Source organism: Rania fehmarnensis, assembly GCF_056494185.1.
The window spans coordinates 5,889,638-5,911,796 of sequence record NZ_CM151398.1 but is presented as its reverse complement, the minus strand read 5'-3'; the positions used below and the strand labels follow the sequence as shown (position 1 = coordinate 5,911,796).

General features: G+C 55.4%; 20 protein-coding genes. 12 read left to right on the top strand and 8 right to left on the bottom strand.

Translation table 11 applies throughout. The annotated features are described in order from the left end of the window. Positions 1–115: 115 nt before the first annotated feature. Positions 116–1,225, top strand: coding sequence for a 3-phosphoserine/phosphohydroxythreonine transaminase (gene serC, locus SH573x_RS20200; RefSeq protein ID WP_479349550.1), 1,110 nt, complete (start codon positions 116–118; stop codon positions 1,223–1,225). Between the two features lie 196 nt (positions 1,226–1,421). Next, positions 1,422–3,053 (top strand): phosphoglycerate dehydrogenase, encoded by a 1,632-nt coding sequence (gene serA / locus SH573x_RS20195; RefSeq protein WP_479349549.1) that lies wholly within the window; start codon positions 1,422–1,424, stop codon positions 3,051–3,053. Positions 3,054–3,317: 264 nt separating this feature from the next. Here the strand turns inward: serA and SH573x_RS20190 are convergent, their stop codons facing one another. Both SH573x_RS20190 and csrA read right to left on the bottom strand, forming a co-directional pair. After that, entirely contained in the window at positions 3,318–6,119 is a 2,802-nt protein-coding gene (locus tag SH573x_RS20190; protein ID WP_479349547.1) for a flagellin N-terminal helical domain-containing protein, read from the bottom strand. A gap of 530 nt (positions 6,120–6,649) precedes the next feature. Beyond that, a complete protein-coding gene (gene csrA / locus SH573x_RS20185) occupies positions 6,650–6,874 on the bottom strand; it encodes a carbon storage regulator CsrA (RefSeq protein ID WP_479349545.1) in 225 nt (74 codons plus the stop codon). Positions 6,875–7,216: 342 nt separating this feature from the next. Here csrA and SH573x_RS20180 point away from each other — a divergent pair, with 342 nt between their 5' ends. The 4 genes from SH573x_RS20180 (at position 7,217) to rbp (ending at position 10,199) form a co-directional block, all read left to right on the top strand. Then, on the top strand, positions 7,217–8,518 hold the full coding sequence (locus SH573x_RS20180; RefSeq protein WP_479349544.1) for a Gfo/Idh/MocA family protein: 1,302 nt from the start codon (positions 7,217–7,219) through the stop codon (positions 8,516–8,518). Beyond that, complete coding sequence (locus SH573x_RS20175; RefSeq protein ID WP_479349543.1) at positions 8,519–8,842, top strand: DMT family transporter; 324 nt, start codon at positions 8,519–8,521, stop codon at positions 8,840–8,842. It begins immediately after the preceding gene. Positions 8,843–9,048: 206 nt separating this feature from the next. Next, on the top strand, positions 9,049–9,567 hold the full coding sequence (gene tpx, locus SH573x_RS20170; RefSeq protein WP_479349541.1) for a thiol peroxidase: 519 nt from the start codon (positions 9,049–9,051) through the stop codon (positions 9,565–9,567). A 278-nt stretch (positions 9,568–9,845) separates the two neighbouring features. Then, complete coding sequence (rbp, locus tag SH573x_RS20165) at positions 9,846–10,199, top strand: RNA-binding regulator (protein ID WP_479349540.1); 354 nt, start codon at positions 9,846–9,848, stop codon at positions 10,197–10,199. A 23-nt stretch (positions 10,200–10,222) separates the two neighbouring features. On the opposite strand, the gene SH573x_RS20160 is transcribed toward rbp, so the two are convergent. The 4 genes from SH573x_RS20160 to SH573x_RS20145 form a co-directional block, all read right to left on the bottom strand. Continuing rightward, the gene (locus SH573x_RS20160; protein ID WP_479349538.1) at positions 10,223–10,654 is read right to left on the bottom strand and encodes a hypothetical protein; all 432 of its coding nucleotides are present in this window, start codon (positions 10,652–10,654) and stop codon (positions 10,223–10,225) included. 150 nt (positions 10,655–10,804) lie between these two features. Then, positions 10,805–12,163, bottom strand: coding sequence for a sigma-54-dependent transcriptional regulator (locus SH573x_RS20155; protein WP_479356774.1), 1,359 nt, complete (start codon positions 12,161–12,163; stop codon positions 10,805–10,807). Positions 12,164–12,167: 4 nt separating this feature from the next. Beyond that, the gene (locus SH573x_RS20150) at positions 12,168–13,790 is read right to left on the bottom strand and encodes a sensor histidine kinase (RefSeq protein WP_479349537.1); all 1,623 of its coding nucleotides are present in this window, start codon (positions 13,788–13,790) and stop codon (positions 12,168–12,170) included. A 107-nt stretch (positions 13,791–13,897) separates the two neighbouring features. Then, positions 13,898–14,425, bottom strand: a complete 528-nt coding sequence (locus tag SH573x_RS20145) for a hypothetical protein (RefSeq protein WP_479349536.1) — start codon at positions 14,423–14,425, stop codon at positions 13,898–13,900. A gap of 290 nt (positions 14,426–14,715) precedes the next feature. Here SH573x_RS20145 and SH573x_RS20140 point away from each other — a divergent pair, with 290 nt between their 5' ends. Beyond that, positions 14,716–15,693 carry an Lnb N-terminal periplasmic domain-containing protein gene (locus tag SH573x_RS20140; RefSeq protein WP_479349535.1) on the top strand — a complete coding sequence of 326 codons (978 nt, stop codon included), beginning with the start codon at positions 14,716–14,718 and terminating at the stop codon, positions 15,691–15,693. A gap of 138 nt (positions 15,694–15,831) precedes the next feature. On the opposite strand, the gene SH573x_RS20135 is transcribed toward SH573x_RS20140, so the two are convergent. Then, on the bottom strand, positions 15,832–16,236 hold the full coding sequence (locus tag SH573x_RS20135; protein WP_479349533.1) for a bifunctional nuclease family protein: 405 nt from the start codon (positions 16,234–16,236) through the stop codon (positions 15,832–15,834). A gap of 58 nt (positions 16,237–16,294) precedes the next feature. Between SH573x_RS20135 and glcF the strand changes: the two genes are divergently transcribed. The 3 genes from glcF to SH573x_RS20120 all read left to right on the top strand — a co-directional run bounded on the left by glcF (position 16,295) and on the right by SH573x_RS20120 (position 18,259). After that, positions 16,295–17,554 (top strand): glycolate oxidase subunit GlcF, encoded by a 1,260-nt coding sequence (glcF, locus tag SH573x_RS20130; protein WP_479349532.1) that lies wholly within the window; start codon positions 16,295–16,297, stop codon positions 17,552–17,554. 138 nt (positions 17,555–17,692) lie between these two features. Next, a complete protein-coding gene (locus SH573x_RS20125) occupies positions 17,693–17,983 on the top strand; it encodes a hypothetical protein (protein WP_479349530.1) in 291 nt (96 codons plus the stop codon). 39 nt (positions 17,984–18,022) lie between these two features. Next, complete coding sequence (locus SH573x_RS20120; protein WP_479349528.1) at positions 18,023–18,259, top strand: carbon storage regulator; 237 nt, start codon at positions 18,023–18,025, stop codon at positions 18,257–18,259. Between the two features lie 105 nt (positions 18,260–18,364). Here the strand turns inward: SH573x_RS20120 and SH573x_RS20115 are convergent, their stop codons facing one another. Beyond that, positions 18,365–18,991 carry a hypothetical protein gene (locus SH573x_RS20115; RefSeq protein WP_479349527.1) on the bottom strand — a complete coding sequence of 209 codons (627 nt, stop codon included), beginning with the start codon at positions 18,989–18,991 and terminating at the stop codon, positions 18,365–18,367. 330 nt (positions 18,992–19,321) lie between these two features. On the opposite strand from SH573x_RS20115, the gene tilS reads away from it, so the two are divergent. Further along, positions 19,322–20,512, top strand: coding sequence for a tRNA lysidine(34) synthetase TilS (gene tilS, locus SH573x_RS20110; protein ID WP_479349526.1), 1,191 nt, complete (start codon positions 19,322–19,324; stop codon positions 20,510–20,512). Positions 20,513–20,650: 138 nt separating this feature from the next. Further along, a complete protein-coding gene (locus SH573x_RS20105; RefSeq protein WP_479349525.1) occupies positions 20,651–22,102 on the top strand; it encodes a DUF1501 domain-containing protein in 1,452 nt (483 codons plus the stop codon). Positions 22,103–22,159 lie beyond the last annotated feature (57 nt).

The following is a 22,159-nucleotide window of genomic DNA, read 5'->3' as shown; positions in this document are numbered from 1 at the left end:
GTCTGGAGGGAGACTATGCGATTTTTGCCGCTGGCCATAAAATGGCGGCTTGTTGGGCGGGCCGGATGGCTTGCTCGGTCGGTTGCGAGTACAGCGGAAAACAAAGGATAACGCCATGTCGGCACAGGTCGTTCAGGAGCGCGTTTACAATTTCTCCCCAGGTCCAGCGGTTTTGCCGTTGTCGGTTCTGAAACGCGTCCAGGAAGAGATGCTCTGTTTGCCTGGCGCCGGCTGTTCGATCCTGGAGATTTCCCATCGCAGCGACGAATACATCGCAATCCAAAACGAAGCCCAAGCACGTCTACGGCGGTTGCTCGGTATTGGCGAAGAATTCGAAGTCCTGTTTCTGCAAGGAGGCGCGCGGCTGCAGTTCTCGATGACGGCCATCAATTTGCTGCGTGGCCAAAGTCAGCCCGCGCAGTACGTTCTGACGGGTGCTTGGGGTAAATATGCCGCTGATGAAGCCCGCAAAGAGGGCGCGGTCGAAGTGATCTACGATGCCAAAGCGACCAACTATGATCGCCTGCCCGATCCAGGCGAGCTGAAGATCTCGCCGGAAGCTGCTTATGTGCATATCACCAGCAATGAAACCATCCAAGGCGTTCAATTTCTGGACGATATTCATGCCAGTGGCGCTCCGCTGGTCTGCGATTCCAGCAGCGACTTTCTCTGCCGACCGGTCAATCTCGATCGCTACAGCATGATCTATGCGTGTGCCCAAAAGAACGCTGGGCCAGCGGGTGTGACCGTCGTGGTCCTACGCAAGGAATTGCTCAACCGCAGCACCGACGGCTTGCCGGGGTACTTGAGCTATCGCAATCATGCCAAAGAGGGATCGATGTGGAATACACCGCCCACCTTTGCGATCTATGTGCTGGGCCTGATCGGCGAATGGCTTGAGGATTCGATCGGCGGCTTGGACCAGATGCTCAAGCACAATCGCAAGAAAGCTCGCCTGCTGTATGCCAAGCTGGACGAATATCCTGAGCTGTTCATCGGTCATGCGCAGCCCGATTCGCGATCGCTCATGAATGTTACCTTCCGCTTTCCATCGCCGGAGCTCGAAAAAGAGTTCATCGCACTCGCCGAGTCGCGTGGCTTGTGCAGTTTGAAGGGACATCGCAGCGTCGGCGGCATTCGTGCCAGTATCTACAACGCCATGCCGATCGAAGGCGTGGCGTTGCTGGCTGACACGATGGAAGAGTTTGCCAAAAAGCATGCCTAAGCTCGACGCGCCCTAAGCGTAAATTGCCAGCAGCGGCACACTACCAATGGCGCAGTTGCGTATGTTGCCGCAGCGACGTTTGTGAGCTGGGCGTGCGAGGAGTCGGCGTGTGAATTCATTGGCGCGACTGCCATCCGTTCAGCGCCATCCATTACCCCCTGAATAAACCCCTGATCCAATTTAGAAATCGAAAACTATGGCTAAGTTCCGCATCGGTGTACTCGACCCTATTGCCGACGAAGGTCTGCAACTGCTGAAGGCCGATAACGCTTTCGAGTATGTTGAGAAGCACGGCCTGAAGGGTGACGAGCTGCGAGCCTTTTTGGCTGACATTGATGGAGCCATTGTTCGCAGTGGAGTCAAGATCACGCCCGAATCGCTCGAAGGCAATCGTCGCTTGCGGGCCATTGTGCGCGCTGGAGTGGGCACGGACAACATCGACAAGGATGCGGCCACGCGGTTAGGCATCGTGGTAATGAATACGCCGGCCGGCAATACCTTGTCGACGGCCGAACATGCCTTTGCGCTGATGTTGGCTCTCAGCCGCAGCGTGGCGCCAGCGTATCAAAGCTTGATCTCGGGCAAATGGGATCGCAAGAGCTACATGGGAACGCAGCTGGCCGACAAAACTCTGGGAGTTGTCGGACTGGGCCGCATTGGTCGTGAAGTGGCCGTGCGGGCTTTGGCCTTTCGAATGCGCGTGATCGCTTACGATCCGTTCTTGACTGACGAGCAGGCGACCAAGATGGGCGTTGAACGCGTTGATACGGTTGCCCAGATGCTACCCAAGGTCGACTACTTGACCGTGCACACGCCGCTGACCACGGAGACGCGGCATTTGGTGGGCAAGAAAGAGCTGGACATCGTCAAGCCCGGCATTCGCTTGATCAACTGTGCCCGCGGCGGTATCTATGATGAAGCCGCGCTAGTCGAGGGACTCAAGAGCGGCAAAATTGGTGGTGTGGCTTTGGACGTTTTCGAAGAGGAACCGTGCGCCAACAGTCCGCTCTTCGGCATGCCCAACGTGGTGTGCACGCCGCATTTGGGTGCCAGCACCGAAGAGGCTCAAACTCAAGTGGCTGTGGAAGGGATTCACCTGCTGCTGAACTTCTTTAAGACAGGTGAGATTCGGCACGCCGTTAACGCAGGTTCGCTGGATCCCAAGACGCTCGAATCGCTGCGAGGATACTTGGATGTCTCCTATCGCCTAGGCTTGCTGCTGAATCAATGGCATGGCGGAGCGATCTCTGCCTGCAATCTGTACTACCGTGGTGAAGTCGCTGATCGCGATACCAAGCTGCTTACAGCTGCCTTCTGTGCAGGCTTACTTGAGCGTGCACTGGTCGATGAAGCGAACATTGTCAACGCAGAGATGCTCTTGCGCGAGCGCGGCATTGAACTGAACGATCATCGCAATCGTGAATTGGGTGCATTCACGTCAAGTATCATCGCTGAAGTAAGTGGTGGTGGCGTGACCGTGCGGGCTGGTGGTACGCTGTTTGGCCACAACATGCCGCGTCTGGTATTGATTGATGACTATCGACTAGAGGCGTACTTGGACGGGAATTTGCTATTCTTTACGCACTCCGACGTGCCTGGCATTATTGGACGTGTCGGTACCGTCTTTGGTCAGCATCAAGTCAACATTGCGCAGATGTCGGTAGGACGAGCCGGAGATCAGCCCGGTGGTAAAGCCATCGGCGTGCTCAACTTGGACAGCAAACCACCGCAGAACGCACTCGAACAGTTATCGGCAATCAACGCCATCGAACGGCTTTGTTCGATCGATCTGCCCAAAGCCGGCCAACTGCCCAGCTGGTTGAAGTAGAGCCCGCTATCGTGGCATAGGCTTCCAGCCTGTGAATATGTGGCATAGGCTTCCAGCCTGTGTTTTGATTTTATGTTTCTAATGCAACGCATTGGCAAAGTTTGCCCAGGAAGCCAAGCGTCCAAACAGGCTTCCTGCCTATGCCAGAACTCAATGCACACAGGCTGGAAGCCTATGCCACAAATAAAAAAGAACCGCGTTGATCGAGGTGACCAACGCGGTTCGAGCTATGAGATTTGCTTTTCGACTGGGCGTCGAGAGTTCTTATCGCAGCAGCGACAGCACGTTCTGAGGGGCCGAGTTGGCCAACTGCAGAACTTGCGTACCCGACTGAATCAGAATTTGAGCTCGCGTCAGGTTAGCACTTTCCTTGGCGAAGTCGGCATCACGAATCGAGCTTTGAGCTTCGCTGAGGTTGTTCAACGTTTCGCTGAGCGAGACGCTGTTGCTGTCGAGAGTCGTTCGTTGGAACGCACCCAATCGACCGCGGAGTGTGGTTACTTTGGCGATGACGTCTTCGATGACGCGGCCTGCACCGGTCACGTCGTTGAGCAGTGACTTGGATTCACCGGAAGCCAGTTCGTACAGGCGGCCGGCCGAGCTGCCTAATTTGGCAGTGTTCAAGCTGGCGATGCCCAAACGTGCTTGCTGGTTGCTGACTACGTCGGGACCCAGTTGGAACTGAGCACCACCGCCAGTGACCTGGAAGCTGATCGCATCGTCCGAACCGTCGACTACTGACAGACTCAGGTCGAGCGTGGCGGTATTGACCGACAGCGTGTTGCCCGATCCGGAGGCCTTAAAGCCGTTGATCGTGGCTTCGATATCGGTACCGTTGGCGCGAGCTGCGCTTAGGCTGCTAGCGAATGTGCCGCCAGTGCCTTCGCTGATCACTTCTACGGCCACGGTTTCCTTCGAGCCGTAGCCCACGCTGTTCAGGCGGAGCGTGCCGGCTTCGTTCCTGGCTTCGACGCCGGTGGCATCTTTCACCAGGTTGATGGACTGAACAATGTCATTGATCTTGCTACCGGCATTGAAGTTGAAAACTTCTGAGCCTGAGCCACCAGTTAGTTGCACGACCAGGTCGGCAACCAAACCACCGCCAGCGGCACCACCGGTCAAGTTAGTAATCGTCGGGGCGGTATCGACACCGATGCTGTAGGTGCCGTCGCCATCATTGTCGGAAACGGTGGCCGAGTATCCTTCCAGAGAATCGATTGCATCTTTGATCGTTGAAATCTGGACATCACCCGTATTGCGGATGCTGACCACGATGTTGCCGTTTGTATCTAGTGCAGCTTGAGCCGTACCGGCAGCAATCGAGTTATCGGTTTGCAGCGTAATGGTGGCATCGAAGTCAGCCGATTCATCGTCGGCAGTAACCGTGATTACATCGTTGGCAACTTCGTCGGTGCCACCTGTTAGCGTGGCGGCGTTGGTGCCGATGTCTGTTGCCGAGAACAGCGAAGTACCATTCAGCGGGCTGAGTGCTTGGAAGGTATTGTCGGTGTTGATCGCACCGATGATGTCGTTGATGGTGGCGCCGGTGGCAACCGTGATCAACAGCTCATCGGTATTGGCGTCGTAGGCGGCTTCGGTGGTCGCTCCAGCTTGGAACTTGACAACCGTATCATTTCCCTTGTCACCGTCGGCTTCGCCACCGTTGACTGCCGTCAGCGTGAAGGAAGCTGCGGCTGCTGGGTCGGTACCACCGGTCAGCGGGTTAGCAGTTGTACCATTGGCCCCAGTGCTGTACGTGTAGCTGCCGTTGGTGGTGTTGGAGGCGGTGAAGATACCGTCCAGGTCCGTGTTGATGGCACTAGTGATATCCGAGATCGATGCACCCGCAGCGACGGTCACCAGGATCTGGTTGGTCGTGGCATTGTAGGCTGCACTGGTCGACGAACCCGAAGTGAAGGTAATGTCGGTCGCGTTACCGAACGCACCATCAGCGGCTCCACCGTTGACGGCGGTCAGGTCGAACGTACCGTTACCCGTGATATCTGTACCACCGGCGAATTGACCGGTCAGTACTCCAGCGTCGGCAGATGTCGCTGCTGTCGCATTACCGGCGCTGAAAGCGAAGCGGTCAGTGATAGCCGAGATGCCTGAGAGGGCGGTAACTAGCTGAGCGCCAGTCTGACCTTCTTCGATCGTCAGGTTCAAGGTGTTGGTGTTAGCGTCGTAGGTGCCCGTCGTTCCACCTGAAGTTGCCGTGGTGGTGATGTTGACGGCCACTCCGTTACCGGTGGTACCATCAACCGAGCTGCCATCGACTGCGGTAATCGTGAAACCAGCACCGCTGGTCAGCGTCAGTGCTGCCGAAGCTTCCGCATCAGGCGTCGTCGCGCCAGCCAGGGTGATCGTGCCGGTGGCCGAGTCACCGATGGTGTAAGCGTTGGCCAGCGAGACTGTGCCACTGGCTTCTACTGCAGCTGTCGGGGTTCCGAACGAAAGCGAGCCGGTTGATGTGCCCGAAGTCGAACTGGCGGCGATACCGGTATTGGTAATCGAAGCCTTGGAAGCTGCTTGAGTAATACTGACGTCAACCGATACCGAACCGGTAGCGCCCAGGTTGGCCTGGTTGATGCTCAGATTGGTAACGTTGGTGAAGTTGGTGCCAGCTTTGGTAATGAAGTCCAAGCTGCCGTCGAGCAAGCGTCGACCTTGGAAGGTAGTCGTTTGGGCGATGCGGTCGATGGCTTGGAGCGAGCTGTCGATCTGCAATTGGTTAGCGTTGATTTCGTCGTCGCTCAGGGCGCCTTTGTTGGCAGCTTCGACAACCAGACCGCGGATGTCATTGAGCAGGCTGCTGACCTGTCCCAGAGCACTGTCGGCGGTGGAGATGATTTGATTGGCACGCTGAGTGTTGCTCAGGGCTTTGTTGATGCTGGTGATGTCGCTGCGAAGGGCTTCGCTGGCGATCAAACCTGCCGGGTCGTCCTTGCCGTTGTTGATTCGCAAACCAGTACTCAGGCGAGTCAAAGAGGTCTGCAATTCCGACTGAGTTCGACTCAAACGAGTCTGCGCGACCAAAGAGTTGACATTGGTATTAATACGAGTCATGTGAGATCCCCAAAGTGTTCAGCTATAAAAGCTACGGATGTTGTGTGAAGTCAGCTCGGAAATTCGAGCCGTGAACTTCCAGCTGTTCACTAGCAACTAACTAACTGTGCAAGTCCGACCGACCGGACAAGAACTGTTGGTGTAGTCGTTAACGCGAGGGGGACGTCAACTTACTCTTTTGCTAGCGCATCAAAGAGCCATCGTGGATGAACTCCGAATGCAACTGTCGCAACAGTAGCATCGAAATTTGGACACAATCTTATTAAGCAAACCCTCAGAAGGTCATTTTCTTCTAATAGTGTCAGCGTGCACTGTGCATAACCGTTACAGTTTGACTGATATACGCCATTTGCCTGGTGGGCAATGGTTTTACCGAAATCTGGCCCTTTCGGCCAATTCAGGCAGACCGACGGGTTATTGGGCGAGCCGATGGACCGTTCCGATCCGAATTGGCCACGAAAAAAGGCGAGGCAGACTCAAGTGAATCTGCCCCGCCTGTAAGGTTCAACGGAGGTTGACCAAGATCGAGGTTAGTGGCCGCGAGGGCCAAGTGAACGCGTTTCATTGGGCTGGACATGGCCGGCCTTTTGATTTTCGCGTTTTATTGCTTCATAGACTTCTTGTCGGTGAACAGGTATATCTTGGGGGGCTTCAATACCCAAGCGTACCTTATCACCGCGGATGTCGACGATGGTGATCACCACATCGTCCCCGATCATGATGCTCTCGTCCCTGTGTCGCGACAGCACCAACATGAAACGCTCCTTCCATTCCGCTAAGAATCAATCTGATTGCAATCCATTCCACTGATCGGCTCGGGACCACGACTACGTTCGTGTCGCAAAGGTTCTATCGTCGCCCTAGGTCATGGGCAACATGACTCGCTGTTAAGTTTCGTGCTGGCGCGACGATTCCATGCGCACCGGCGCCCACGCTTGTGGCGCATGCGCAGGCAAGGTCACCCGAGCCAATACTTTTCTACGATTTCTTGGCCCACTTGGTTTGGCATTGTGTCAAGTGTCAGTCTGGTTTTGCGCGCTGCTCATACATCATACAATACAGCTTGTCCCCTTCATCCCCGCCTCGGAGTTTCACCAATGCATCCACGACGTGATTTTCTCTCTGCAGTTACCGCGGCTGGTCTCACTGCCGCCCATGCCGCTGCAGTGAACGCCACCGAACCTCAAGATGTTGATTCTCCAATAAGCGAAAAGGTTCGCGTGGGAGTGATGGGACTGAGCCGAGGGCAATCACTAGCCATGGGGCTGGCCGATATTTCGGGCGTAGAAGTAACAACGCTCTGTGACATCGATCAAAAACGTCTGGACAACGTGGCCACTCAATTGGCAGAGAAGACCAAGCAGTCACCGCAGAAGACCACCGACTTTCGCGAGATTCTCGCAGATAAGAATATTGATGCCCTAGTATGTGCAGCGCCCAATCACTGGCATGCGCCGGCTACGATCATCGCATGCAAAGCCGGCAAACATGTGTACGTCGAAAAGCCATGTAGCCACAATCCACAAGAAGGTGAGTGGATGGTAGAAGCGGCCGCCAAATATAAACGTTGCGTTCAGTTGGGCACACAGCGCCGCAGCAGCCCAGGCGCGATCGAAGCGATTAAGAAGTTGCATGACGGTGCCATCGGCAAAGTCCACTTGGCTCGCAACTATTATAACAGCCTGCGGACTTCAATCGGTAACGGGGCTCAAGCCGATCCACCCGCCAACATCAATTATCCGCTCTGGGAAGGCCCCGCGCCACACGTGCCCTATCGCGACAACGTTGTTCACTACAACTGGCACTGGTTCTGGCACTGGGGCGGTGGCGAGTTGGCCAACAACGGAGTGCATGGTCTGGATATCTGTCGCTGGGGACTAAAGGTTGACTTCCCTGTGCATACCGTCAGCTCCGGTGGACGCTACTGGTATGATGATGACCAAGAGACCCCGGATACTCAGACGGCACTCTTTGAGTTCGAAGGCAAGAAACAAATCAGCTGGCAAGCACTCTCCTGCAACAAACATGGTAGCGGAGCGTTTGTGGCTTTCTTTGGTGAAGAAGGTGCCATGGAATTGGACAGCGATGGAGGTTATCGCATTTATGATCGAGGCGATAAGTTGATTGACGAGGCCAAAGACACTTCGCAGGGACAACCCGAGCACTTGCAGAATTTCGTCGATGCCATTCGTACCAACAACCCTGACCGCCTCAATCAACCCATTACGCAAGGCCATCGCAGTACGTTACTTTGTCACTTGGGCAATATTGCGTATCGCACCGGTCGCAGCGTGCAGACCGATCCCAGCAACGGGCATATCCTCAACGATGCCGAGCAGCAAGCGTTGTGGCGACGACAATACAATCCTGAGTGGGAAGAATTGGTTACCCAGATTTAAATGAATAGCGGCTGGTGGATTTTACTGGTGGCCGGTCTTTTCGAAGTTGGTTGGGCCGTGGGACTCAAGGCGAGCCACGGACTGACCAAGCCGTGGATTGCATTGGCCACCGTGGTGGCCATGTTTATCAGTTTCCTGCTGCTGGGATTGGCTGTGAGGACGATCCCCTTGGGAACCGGTTACGCAGTCTGGACGGGGATCGGCGTTATTGGGACCGTCATCCTGGGGATCGCGCTGTTCGACGAACCCTTGAACTGGCTGCGGTTCATGTTTCTGGCCATGATCGTGCTCGGCATCATCGGACTGAAACTGAGCAGCCAGTGACATCGGTGCCGACACTTCCACCCCACCCTTTCGCAGTTTTACTCAAGCCACTACCATCGTAGTCTGTCATCGTAGTCTGTGCGATCGCCGCCGTGGACGCTCGAAAAGACATTGAGTCTACGACTCAGAGCGGGCAGGAGCGGCTGCGGACCGTTGCACGACGATTGACGAATTTCAGCCCTACTAACAACTATGAGGAACATACTATGCCACGATCTGGCGTGATCACGTTCAAAGGCGCACCGATGACGCTCCTGGGCGATGAATTGAAAGTTGGCAGCCCTGCCCCGGACTTTACCGTCCACTATTTCGAAGGCGGATTGAAAACGATTGCCAAGCAGGACTTGATGGGCAAAGCCACAATCATCTCTGTGGTACCGTCGGTAGATACCGGTGTATGTGCCATTCAAACCAAGAAATTCAATCAAGAGTTGGGCGGTATGGGAGACAAAGTCAACGCCGTGACGGTCAGTCGCGATTTGCCGTTTGCTCAAAATCGCTTCTGCGGCGCCGAGAGCGTTAAGTCCATGAAGATGGGCAGCGACTATCAGAATGGCAACTTTGGTCAGGCCTTTGGAGTGATGATTGACGAACTCAAACTGCTGGCTCGGGCGGTGTTTGTGCTCGACAAAAATGGCCAGGTCACTTACAGCGAGATCGTTCCCGAAGTGACTCAGGAGCCCAACTACGCTGCGGCTCTAGAGGCTCTGCAAAAGGCGGCTTAAGCCAGCCGAGTTCAGTCCCACACCCGGGTAGAATGCTTGCTCTATCTTCTGGTAGCCCTTGGTGGGCTACCAGAATATGCTGGGGGTGGAAAAAGCCAAAAGATATTGTGAAATTTCGTTGACTCGACTAGACACGAGCCTGATAATCTGCTGCGAGAGCCGTTAGTAATGGTCTGATGCCCGAATCGCCGCGGGTGGTCCCTTCGCCCTTCGAGACAGTGTTCGGTTGACGATCGAGGCTACTCGTTACGTGGAACTGTTTTTGTGAGGGTTCGAAGGTGACGAATATCTACGTTGGCAACTTGTCTTTTAGAGCGACTGAAGACGATATTCGCCAGGCGTTTGGCGCGCATGGTCAAGTCGCAACGGTCAACATTATCGTCGACAAGGAAACCGGTCGTTCGCGTGGATTCGCGTTTGTAGAAATGCCCAATGCCGACGAAGCCGCGGCGGCAGTCGAGGCCTTGCATCAGCAAGAACTCGTAGGACGGCGCATCACCGTCAATGAAGCGCGCCCGCGAGCTGAACGACCACAACGCAGCGGCGGTGGTGGAGGCGGTTATCGCGGTGGTGAGAGAGGCGGTGATCGCGGACCGCGCCGCAGCAGTTACTCGCGCGATTACGATGATTGAATGAAGCCTGTACGCATTGCTCTTCATTCACCGTTTTTCAGGTAGCCAGCGCTACTCTGAAAGTACTTGCGCCTGCGTTGTGATCTAGCCGCCTGGGTAGCTTCGGTGGCTGCCAGCATCTGTTGCTGTTCCGACTTCAAATCTTCCAAGTTAGCCAGGCACAGCCGACAACAGACTTGTTCCAAATGGAAGCGGACATAATCTTGCCAAGGTGTATCGAGCGTACCTAAAACAAATCCGCCTAGTTGTTGGCGATCGGGACAGGTTAGGCGATGTCTGCGCCAAATTTCTCCTAGTCCATGAACGCCCGCTTCACGCTGCCCGGCGATCGAGACCAGGCGGTTCATCAAATCGCGGTCGCTACGCATGCGCACTTCGATTTGCGCCATCACTTCAGGTGAAAGTGCTTCATCTAGAAACGCCTGCAACTGCTGATCAGAATAGTCGGTTTTCATCGCGCGCCCGAAGGATGAGAGTTAGGACAATGCCCTATTATACTCGCGGGCCAATCTTGGCGCGGGCCCAGACGCCAAAAACCCAAACGCCCCGTAGCGGAAGCCGTCAAGGCTTTCGAGCATTTCCGAAATGCTTGACGCATTCCGCTACTAGGCCGACTTTTGTGCAGGTGGGTTGCTCTGATTGAGTTTGGTATACAGCGTTTTCATGCTGATTCCCAATTCTTCGGCGACGGCCTGTTTGTTTCCGTCGTGGCGAGCCATGGCTTCGTGGACGGCTACCAGTTCTAATTCACGAAGTGACATAGGAGCAGATGCTCGCAGTTCTTTGCGCAGGCGACGGTCGGTGAAATGTTTAGGCAGATGTTCATGGCGAATGGGCGTCTTATCGCACAGGATGGTGGCATGTTCAATAACATTGGCCAGTTCGCGAACATTGCCTGGCCAGGAATGGCCACGCAATTCTTCCATAACTTCAGGTGTAAACAGGTCACCTTCGCTGACTTGATCCTGACGAAATCGTCGGAAGAGATGTACAGCCAACTTTGGCAAATCGCTCAAGCGTTCGCGCAGGGCCGGCATATAGATCTCGAAGGTATTGATGCGAAACATCAAATCTTCGCGAAATGTGCCTTCTTCAACCATCTTCTCTAGATTGCGGTGCGTGGCGCAGACGACGCGAACGTCGACGCGATGCGGTTCGTTGTCGCCAATCTTGCGAATGTCGCCGCTCTCGAGCACGCGCAGCAACTTGGCCTGGACAGCCAGTGGCAATTCACCGATTTCATCTAAGAAAATCGTGCCGCCGCTAGCGACTTCGAAGAGCCCTTCGCGACTGGCATCGGCGCCAGTAAAGGCTCCCTTTTTGTGACCGAACAATTCGCTTTCAATTAGATTCTCGGGTAGCGCGCCACAGTTGATGGCCACGAAGGCTTTGTCTTTGCGCAGGCTCTGATCATGGACGCTGCGGGCGACTAGCTCTTTGCCGCAGCCGGTCTCGCCGCGAATCAAAACAGTCGATTGAGTCGGCGCGACTCGAGATACTAACTGACGAACTTGTTCGATCAAGCGATGTTCGCCTACCAACTGTGCGGTGCTGGAGGTCCGCTCGATCTGGCGTTTGACCAGGTAATACTTCTTGACGGTTTCGCGTCGAGCGGCAATCGTGGCCAGCAGTTCCTTCAGATCGGATAAGCGGCAGGGTTTGGTCAGGTAATCACAAGCGCCGTAGCGCATCGCAGCCACCGCTGTGCTGAGCGCCTCTTTGCCGGTCAACACGATCGCTTCGGTCTCGGGTGAGAGCTCTTTGCAACGTTTGATGACCTCTAGTCCGTTCATTCCTGGCATGTCTAGGTCGACGATCAGACAGTCAAAATGCTCCTTGGCTTCCAGTTCGCGGACTGCGGCGTGGCCATCGGGACAGACCGTCACGCTGTGACCCATGCGCGGCAACTCCAGGCTCATCGTGTCCTGCAGCGCTTCTTCATCGTCAGCAAATAGGATCTTCAAACCGTTAGGCGGCAAACTTTTGGGAGTCATTTGAATTCGAAGTTTCAGGTACGAGCGGAAGCTTTATCAGGAAACGGCTGCCATGACCAGGACCATCGCTGGAGGCCACGATCTGACCGCCGTGATCTTGCACAATTCGATAGGAAATCGACAAGCCCAATCCAGTGCCTTTGCCATCGCGCCGGCGGGTAAAGAAGGGCTCGTACAGGTGACGCAATACTTCCTCGGTCATGCCACACCCATTGTCTTCAACGGTTAAACGCATCGCGTGTTCGTCGTTTCCAAGCGTCAGGGAAACGACTCCGCTATCGTCTGTGGAATCCAAGGCATTGGTGAGCAGGTTCAGTACAACCTGCTTGAACTCGGTTGGGCTGACCCAGGCCTCCAGGCCCGGATGCTGCACGAACTTGATCGATTTGCTGCGGTACGGAGCCAGGTGTTCCACCAGCGCGATGACATCGCCCACCAGTTCATTGACGTCGCACTGCTGCCGGCGTTGGCTTTCGCCTAATCGCGAGAAGTCGAGCAAACGTTCGGTAATGCCTTTACAGCGAAAGGCCTCGTCTTGAATGCGTTTGAGGTATTTTCTGAGGACGTTCAATTCGGCTGGATCCATGCCGGCCAAGGCAGGCGCGGTTTGAGCGATGTTCTGATCGCTATGCAACACTTCGTGCAGTCGGCTTTCGAGGGCCTCGGCACTCCAGGCGATGGATGCTAGAGGATTATTGATTTCGTGAGCCACACCTGCGGCCAAGAATCCGACGCTGGCGAGTTGTTCACTACGCACAACTTCACGCGTCCGAGCTTGGACGGTTTCGTTCAGATGATTGCGAATTTGAACGAAACGATCGGTCATGGCGTTCAGGGCTTCGGCCAGTTCCGACAACTCGTCACCCGAATTGCAGACCACGCGATGATCAAAGTTGCCCTTAGCAATGATACGCGAACCGGCCAGCAGTTCTTTGAATGGTTGAACCACCGATCGTCGAAAGAAGGCATAGGCCAAGCCGATAATCAGAAATGCGGCCAATGACGAAATAATGATCATGGCGTACAGCGTGCGGTAACTGCCCCGCACACGCTCGCGAAGTTGTTTCATGCGGTCATGCAACTGCACCGGCAATTCATGCGCCTGGCCGCTCAGGTCGTACAGATCGTTCTCTAGACCTGCTAGCTGAGGATTGAGCTGGACCTCTTGACCTTGAACTGAATTCAAGATCGAGTTCAGCTTGGATATAATTTCGTGTACCAGTTTCAGTTCTTTACTGGTTGGATCCAAATCAAGTACGCCATCTTTAACCTGATCACTCAGCAAGCTTTGATACGATTTGACGTTTTCACGAATGTGACGCAATTCATCGACAACGTTGACCCGCATCAGGTGAACATGGCTAACAGCAAAGGCGTTCTCGAGCGTGGTGACACGCGTCGGTTGACAGCGAACTCGCAATTCATCGATGTCGCGGACGATGCGGTCGTTCAGCAGCGGCAAGTCCGAGACGCGATTGCTGACAATTAAAACCAGTTCGCGATACGCATAGAACCCACGCAGACTACTGCCGATCAAAATCAGCAGCGTCGCAGCCAACAATACGGTGGCGCAGACAATCTTTTTGCGTATCGGCATGCGTGTAAACATTCGTGTCGGTAGCGGAATGCGTCAAGCATCTCGTCCTGTACTGGTAGCGGAATGCGTCAAGCATCACGCCCTGGTGCTGGCCGCCGTAGCCGCGATCACTGAGGCGATTGCCATTCCAGTTGGGGTGGCTCATTGCTGGGCAGCTGACTATCGCTGATGGAGCGCGAAGCGGTCAGCGACGGTGGGCTGGTGTCGGACATTGGGGCCGTATATTGCTGAACGGCAGCCGCTGCGCGCGATGTGCTGGCTTGCACGACTTCATTGGCGCGATTGGTAGCGTCATTGATCACCGCGCTGGCTGAGTTGTTGACCCCGGCGCGCAGTTGGTCGATAGTGGGTGGTTGCCAGGCAGCGGTAGTCACCGTGCTATTGACTGCGCCGGGAGCAGGGGCGGCACCGTTTTGGCCGCTAGTGCCCGCGAGGGTAGAACTAGTTCCCAGCCCACTATTGGCGCTGGTTTTTTGTCCGTTGTAGTAGCTGCTGGGCACCGAGTAAGAACCCGTGCCAGGTGGTGGCACTCGGGAGCCCGAAGGCAGGCCCTGTCCCATTTGCGACCAGGATTGGCAGCCACCCACGGCGCCGACTAAACACGACAATACTAAAGTCGACCAGACTGCTCGCATGAATACTCTCCAATCTTCGTTGGCCACGAGGGACGTAATCCCTGCGAACACTAGCGATTTCCCGGCATTAGCAAAAGAGCGATTTTTGTCGCCAATTGGTGAACCTCTTATCGCTCGGCGCTTTCCAAAGGCATCGGGCAGTCTGCGAGCACTCTCTCTTGCCGTGGTTGCCTGGTTTTGCTAGACGCTATATTTGTGTTGCAGTTGGAGGAACGTTTAGAGAGTACACAGGCTAGAAGCCTATGCCACAAACAGGCTGGAAGCCTATACCACAAACAGGCTGGAAGCCTATGCCACGTACAGGCTGGCAATTGATCTTGCTGATTTTGGCGCTGCCTTGCACCGGCTGCCGAGTCTTCACCATGCCGGGTTGGACTTCGGTGACGCCAGGGGTGAACGACGAAGCGCTAGACACGCCATCTGAGAATGCGGCCGATCCGAATCTGACTGAAGGCGAAGCCAACTTTCGCAAGACCATCGCAGCTCGTTTGGCGTCGACGGTTCGCGGTGGTCAAGAGCCCCGTCGGCCGTCCAATTATCGCAACTGGCGTCCAGACCTGGCCGTCCTGCCAGTGGCCGATATCAATGGAGATCGGATCAAGCTGTACCACATTCGCGATTGCTACTACCGCACAGAAGACGATTATGATGTGCGGCACTTTGATCGTGAATTCAGACTTTCCGACGTGCGCACGATCGACTTTATCGTTGTGCCGTTTCAGAACACGCCGGCCCTGGCTCATACGATGCTGAGTTTTGGATTGGCCGATGGCGAACAACTGGTAGTGTCCGTCGAAGGCCGACTGGAGCAGGGCGAAAAGTATTCAACCTTAGGTGGGGCGCTGGACGGCTATGAATTGATGGTCGTCGTAGGCACAGAGCGCGATTTGATTTTGCTGCGAACCGAGGTCCGCAAGGTTGACGTCTACGTGTATCCCACCCGGGTTTCGCCCCAGCAGGCGCAGCGACTGATGGTCGCCATGCTGATGCGCGCCAACCAATTGGCCAGCCAACCCGAGTTTTACGATCTGTTAACCAACAATTGCACCACCAATATTGTCGACCACATCAATTCGCTCCGTCCGGGAGCGATACCCAGCGATATTCGCGTTCTGTTGCCGGGACATTCGGATCGCCTGGCGTACGATCTGGGTTTATTGGCTGTCAACGGACCATTTGATCAAATCAGGGGGGCGAGCAAGATAAATCTAGCGGCACACGTTAATGCCAACGCTCCTGATTTTTCGAAACGCATTCGCCAGCGTTAAAAAAAGGGGGCACATCTATTTCTCTCATCCCAACGCGTGTGGATGCCAGTTCGATGTTGAACAGATCGTACAGCTTCTTAGTTGTTCAATGGCATGGCCAGTGCCACCCCAGAATCGGGATAGGACGTGTGTGCCTGGTTAATTGCCGGTCTCGTCCAGGACCTCTTCGGCCACGAAGATCGGCAGGGGGGGATCGAAGGTGACGGCCACAGCGATCGCATCGCTGGGGCGGGCGTCGACTTCGATGATCTCACCATCACGTTTGAGCCGCAGTTTGGCAAAATAAGTGTGCTCGCGGAGCTCGCTGATGACCACGCTATCGAATTCCGCGCCCAACGCATCGGCGATAGAAACGATCAGATCATGAGTCAGTGGACGGGGGGGCTTATAGTCCTCTTTCACGCGCCGGTCTATGCTGGTGGCTTCAAAGATCCCGATGAGAATGGGAAACTGGCGGGGGCCGTCGATTTCCTGCAGGTAGATGACTTGATTCTCGCTAATTTCGCTGATGATGATCCGCGCGAGCTGCATTGGCACTGGCATGGCTGGGTCTGTCCGAAGCGATTCCTTCAAAAACTGTATCTCAGGTGATTATACCATTATGTTCCACGAAATAGATACCAAGAGCTTGGGGCCGCGTGGTCAAGCGATGGCCGATCCGGTGCAAGCGTGCGTGCACTGCGGCTTTTGTCTGCCGGCTTGCCCGACCTATCAGGAACTTGGACAAGAGATGGATTCGCCGCGAGGCCGAATTCTGCTGATGAAAAGTGTGTTGGAAGGGCAACTGGACGCGACGACGGCCCAACCGCATATCGATCGGTGCTTGGGCTGTCTGGCTTGCGTGACGCATTGTCCATCGGGAGTTCACTATGGTGATTTGGTCAGTTCCTACCGCGATCACGTGCGCAAAAGTGGCAAGTCGAAGTTGACCCTGACCGGCTGGTTGGCCAGCCAAACATTGCCGTATCCCAAACGATTTCGACTGGCCGTGACCACCGGCGCGTTCTTTCGGCCGTTGCATCGCTTCCTGCCCAAAATTCTGCGACCCATGCTGGAGATGATTCCACGGGAGTTGCCGCCGGCGGCGGAGTTGCCGCCAATCAGCCCGGCAGAGGGAACCAGGCGCGGACGAGTTGCTATGTTGCCGGGTTGCGCTCAGCAGGTATTGGCTCCCGATATCAACGCCGCAACGGTGCGGGTGTTGACGCGCAATCATATTGAAGTCGTCGTGCCCAAACAGATGGGCTGCTGCGGAGCGTTGGCTTGGCATGTCGGCAACGGGGACGAGGCCATCGGCTTTGCCAAACGCCTGATCGACTCTGTGCCCGGCGATATCGACGCGTTCATCATTAATGCAGCCGGCTGCGGTTCCGCGGTACATGAATACCCATTGTTACTGGCTGGCACGAACTATGAAGAGCGAGCCCGGCAGCTGGCGGCGCGGTCGATGGATATCTCGGTGTACTTGGACTCACTGGAGCTTGAACCAATTCCGAAACTCCGCGCACCTTTGCGTGTGGCCTATCACGATGCATGTCATTTAGCGCATGCGCAAGGTGTGCGGAGTGCGCCGCGCCGCTTGCTGGCTCGCGTGCCGGGATTGGAAGTGGTCTCGCTGAGCGATGCGGACACATGTTGTGGATCAGCCGGTACTTACAACATCGAACAACCTGAAATCGCCCATTCCTTGGGGCAACGTAAAGCCGCTGCGGTACTAGAAACCCGGGCTGCGATGGTGGCCACGGGCAATATTGGGTGTTTAGTCCAGCTGGATAAACATTTGCGAAATAGGACTGACCGGGTAGCGATTCTGCACACTGTGCAGGTAATAGATCGGGCCTACCAAGAGATTCTGGCCTAGTAAAGTTTACCAGGCTTTCCCAGATCAAACTTGGCGTCGAATTGTCCGATAGAATGGCTGTCAGCATGGAAGCGATGCTGGCAACACAATTTGACATCCTTGTAATTCGTTACCAACGGATTGGAGATACTGAGCAACATGATAAGCGCGTCACTTCAAGAGGAACGCTTGCAGACGATTCGAGAATTTGTTCGTGAAGAACTTTGTGAGAAAAACCAGCTTGAGAAAAACGCTTTTCAAATGACGGAACGTGTACTGGTCAAGAAGGGGCAACCCTGCGGGTTCTTCTTCTGCATCTATGGGCCGCGTAGTGTGCGGCTGACGGCGGTTTGGGATTTACAGCGCGGATCGGTATTTTTTTACGACTCACTTGGTCGCCGATCTGGCAGTTATCCCAGTCCTATCCGTGATGCATGGAGCCAGAATTGAGAACGGCCCTAGGGGACAGTTGATTCACGGAGGAACAACGTGCTGATTCTATCGCGCCGCGAGGCGGAATGTATTTGTTTGGGCGAGAACATCGTCGTGACTGTGGTATCGGTTTCAGCCGACAAGGTCCGCATTGGTATACAGGCACCCCACGGAGTGCGCATCTTGCGCACCGAACTGGAGAAGTTGCCGATCCAGTCGCTGGTGGCCGAACCGCCACGGCCGAAGGTGCAACCGATTACCAGTCTGGCCCAGTTCATGCGCCGCGCGGCCTAACCGCGAAGTAATTACAATTTGAAAGCGCAAGCTAAAAGGCGTTCCCAGTAGCGGCTGGGAACGCTTTTTCCGTTGGGGCAAGCAGTGGCAGCGCTCGCGTAACGTCTACTTGGCTTCAGTCGCAGCAGTGGCTCGGGGTTTGCGACCACGAGGTTTGGAAACGGTTTCGGGAACCATCTTCTGGTCGAGCACTTGCAGCAGCCGGCTAATGCACAGCTTGTTAACGCTGATGCCCAGTCGGCCCGCTTCATCGCACAGAGCTTCGTGCAAACTCTTGGGCAAACGCACGGTGATCATGCGCTGTGGGTCATTGGGATCACTTTCCGGTAAGTCGCGAGATCGCAGCGCGGTCAGCATTTGTTGCAGCTGATCATAATGACTGGTCGTCAGGAAGTGGGCATATTCCTCCGGTACTGGGAACAGGCAATTGGTCAAACCGCCCGTGGCAAAGACCTCGCGGAAAAAGCAAATCCACGTTGGCGCATGACCAAATAGATCGTTGGCCAAGCTAAAGGCTTGGTTGCACCGATCGGGGAAGCTAGCATTACTGTTGAGCGCATGTTTGGTCTTGGTCGCCAGAGCTTGAAACTTCTTCAAGTCTTCGGCTAGCTGTAAGGCCGCGTCGTTGGGCTCAGCCGGAGCGACTGGCTTGGTAGTGTCGACTTCCACTACCGCGCGCAGCTTTACTTGTCCGTTGGTGGGAGTCTGATCCGTGTTTTGTTCCGATTGCATCTGCTTCCTCTCGCAAAAAATGATTGGCTAATCCCTTTAGCTAGCAGGACCACCGTCCTCCGGCTGGACCTTTGCCATCATCATGCGAGTGCAAGCAATAGCCTCGACGTAAGTTCATTAAAAGCTAGCACTTAGGCTACTTGACTGGTTTGTGCGCAAATCCTGAGCAGCGGTGCCTCGAAAACGCGCTTTGATCGAGCTGCCTGTTTTTTGAGCAGTGTCGCACTGTCAAAATACTAAGTGTCCACTTGAGGCTGTGCGGAAATTTGTGCGGAATAATTGGTTCTTTAAGCTCAAGGCTAGCAATTTAGATAGTCAAGATTGGAAGTTGTGGATTTGAAGGCTCAGTGGTTATTGCAGGGCTGGTCGGCTAATCGCTGGCGGGGGCATCGTCTGCTGGTAGCGGTCAGCGGGGGTGCGGACAGTGTGGCCCTGTTGCTAGCACTGAGCGAGCTGCTGCCGGCCAGGCAGTTGGTGGTCGGGCACTTCAATCACGGCTGGCGCGGCCGACATAGTCAAAGCGATCAGCAGTTTGTGGTTAAGCTGGCCGCCAGGCTTTCTTTGTCGTGTGTCACAAACGCGACAGAGTCTATTTCGGATTCTGGGAATCAAAGTGATTCGGGCTGCGTTCGCGAGTTTGCAATGCTAGCTAGCGAGTGTGGGCCTGGTTTGTTTAAAGCTAGCGAAAGCAAAAAATCGGAAGAGAGTGCGCGGCAAGTGCGTTATGAGTTTTTGAAGTCAGCTGCGTATAGGCATGGAGCTGGGTACGTCGTTACGGCTCATACTGCCGACGATCGCGTGGAGACCATGCTCCACAATGTCATGCGCGGGACTGGCCTGGCTGGCGTGGCGGCGATCGCCGAGCGCCGCAGCCTGGATGAGCAATTGACGCTGGTGCGGCCCATGCTTCAGCGATCCCGTCAAGACGTTTTGGCTTTCCTGGCCAATCGGCATCAAGACTTCTGCACCGACGCATCCAATAACGATATTGCCTACAGCCGCAATTACATTCGCCATCGCCTCTTGCCACAGATTCTGGAGCGATATCCCGGCGCCATGCAGAACCTGCGCGGCTTGGCCGACCTGGCCGAAGAAACCACCGTCGACTTGCAGCAGCTGGCCCAGCGCTGGCGCGATCAAGTCGACCAGCGCATGGCCCAACTGAAATGCAATGAGGCTTTCCGTCAGCGTATCGCTGCCTGGCCCCAGTCGGATTGGTTCGTCCTGCCGATCGTCCTGGCCAGCGATCAAGTCTGGAGCGTGTTGCAGGTAGCCCTGCGCCAAGTGTGGCTGGAGCGTGGCTGGCCACAAGCCGACATGTCCAAACTGCATTGGCATGCCGTGCGCGACGCAATCAACAGCTCACAGAACCAACCAGGTGCTTTGCCAAGCGCAGTCGACTCAGCGACCAGGTCACCCAAATCGCTGCTCAACTTGCCTGGCGGAATCTCACTGCAAATCCATAAAGATATGCTAGCAATCGGTCGTTGTTCCCCCCAAGCTCAGCACCCGCTATCATAGAGCTAAGTCCCGGTTCAGCAAAACTAAACCGAGGGCGTTAGCCCCGGTTTTCGTTCAACCAACGCAAAACCGAGGCTAAAGGCAACCGGGGCTAACGCCCACGGTTTAGGAAGAATGAAGTTACGAGGTGGTGGAAGTATGTCGAATTCATGGCAGCATGCGCCTGTTTCGCGTCGCACGGCATTAACAGCCGGAGCTATCTCGATATGTGGTCTGGGCATGAACCACTTAACCGGGCTCCGCCAGGCCTGCGCTGGTCAGGCCAGTGCCGACAACGGTTTCGGCCGCGCCAAGTCGTGCATCTTTATCTTTCTCTCGGGCGGTCTTTCGCAACACGATAGCTTCGATATGAAGCCGGCGGCGCCGGATAATATTCGTGGCGAGTTCAAGCCGATCGCCACTGCTACTCCGGGGCTACAGATCTGCGAGCACCTGCCGATGCTGGCCCAGCGGAGCAACCTGTGGGCACTGTGTCGTTCCCTAACGCATCCCTCCAATGATCATTCCGCCGGTCATCACATCATGCTGACCGGACGGAGCCAATTGCCGCCAGGTTTTAGTCCCAATGCGGCCAGTCGCACCGATTTTCCATCGATCGCCGCGGTGGCCGGCGCAGCGACTGCGCATCGCAATAACTTACCGCCCTCAGTTGTTTTGCCCGAACGCCTGGTCCACAACACTGGCCGCGTTCTGCCGGGGCAGCACGGCGGACTGATGGGCAATCAGCGCGATCCATGGTTTGTCGAGGCATCGCCATTCCATACGACTGCCTATGGAGCCTTTCCACAGTATGGTTTTGATCATCAGGATCGAGGCAATGCGGACGGGCGGGCATTTCAAGCCCCACAACTAAACCTGCCGCCAGGGCTAGGTATGCGCGATGTGGATGGTCGTTTGGAATTGCTGCAGACTCTCAAGTCGCAGCAAATGCAATTGGCTCGGGCGGCCGAGACCAACCAATTCGATCGCTTCCGCCAAAGTGCCATCTCGCTGCTAACCGATAGTGGTCTGCAAAAATCCCTCGATGTCTCGAAGATGAACGAAGCGGATCTGGAGCGCTACGGCCGCAATTCATTCGGTTGGTCGCTGCTGATGGCTCGGCAGTTAGTCGATATCGGAGTCAATCTGGTCCAGGTGAATTTGGGCAACAATGAAACGTGGGATACGCATGGCAATGCCTTTCCGCATTTGAAGGACAACCTGTTTCCGCCGACCGATCGCGCGCTAGCGGCTCTGTTGGATGACTTGCAAGCGTCCGGTCAGCTGGACGAAACGTTGGTGGTAATGGCGGGCGAATTTGGTCGCACGCCCAAAATCACGCTGCTACCCTCGGCCTACAAGCTGCCCGGACGCGATCATTGGGGAGCGGTGCAGAGCGTTTTCTTCTCTGGCGGCGGGGTGCGCGGTGGCAATGTAATTGGCCGATCTGACGCAATTGGGGCTTATCCCGCAGACCAACCAGTTTCACCTGAAGATTTTGCAGCTACTATTTATCATGCCCTCGGAATTCCGCGTTCGGCCCAGTGGCATGATGCCAGCCAGCGCCCGCACCAGGTTTACCATGGCGAACCAATCGCCGGTTTGATGTAAGCGGTTCGCTCACCCGGCAAAATCCATCCCACCTACCTTTGGCTTCGACAAGCATTC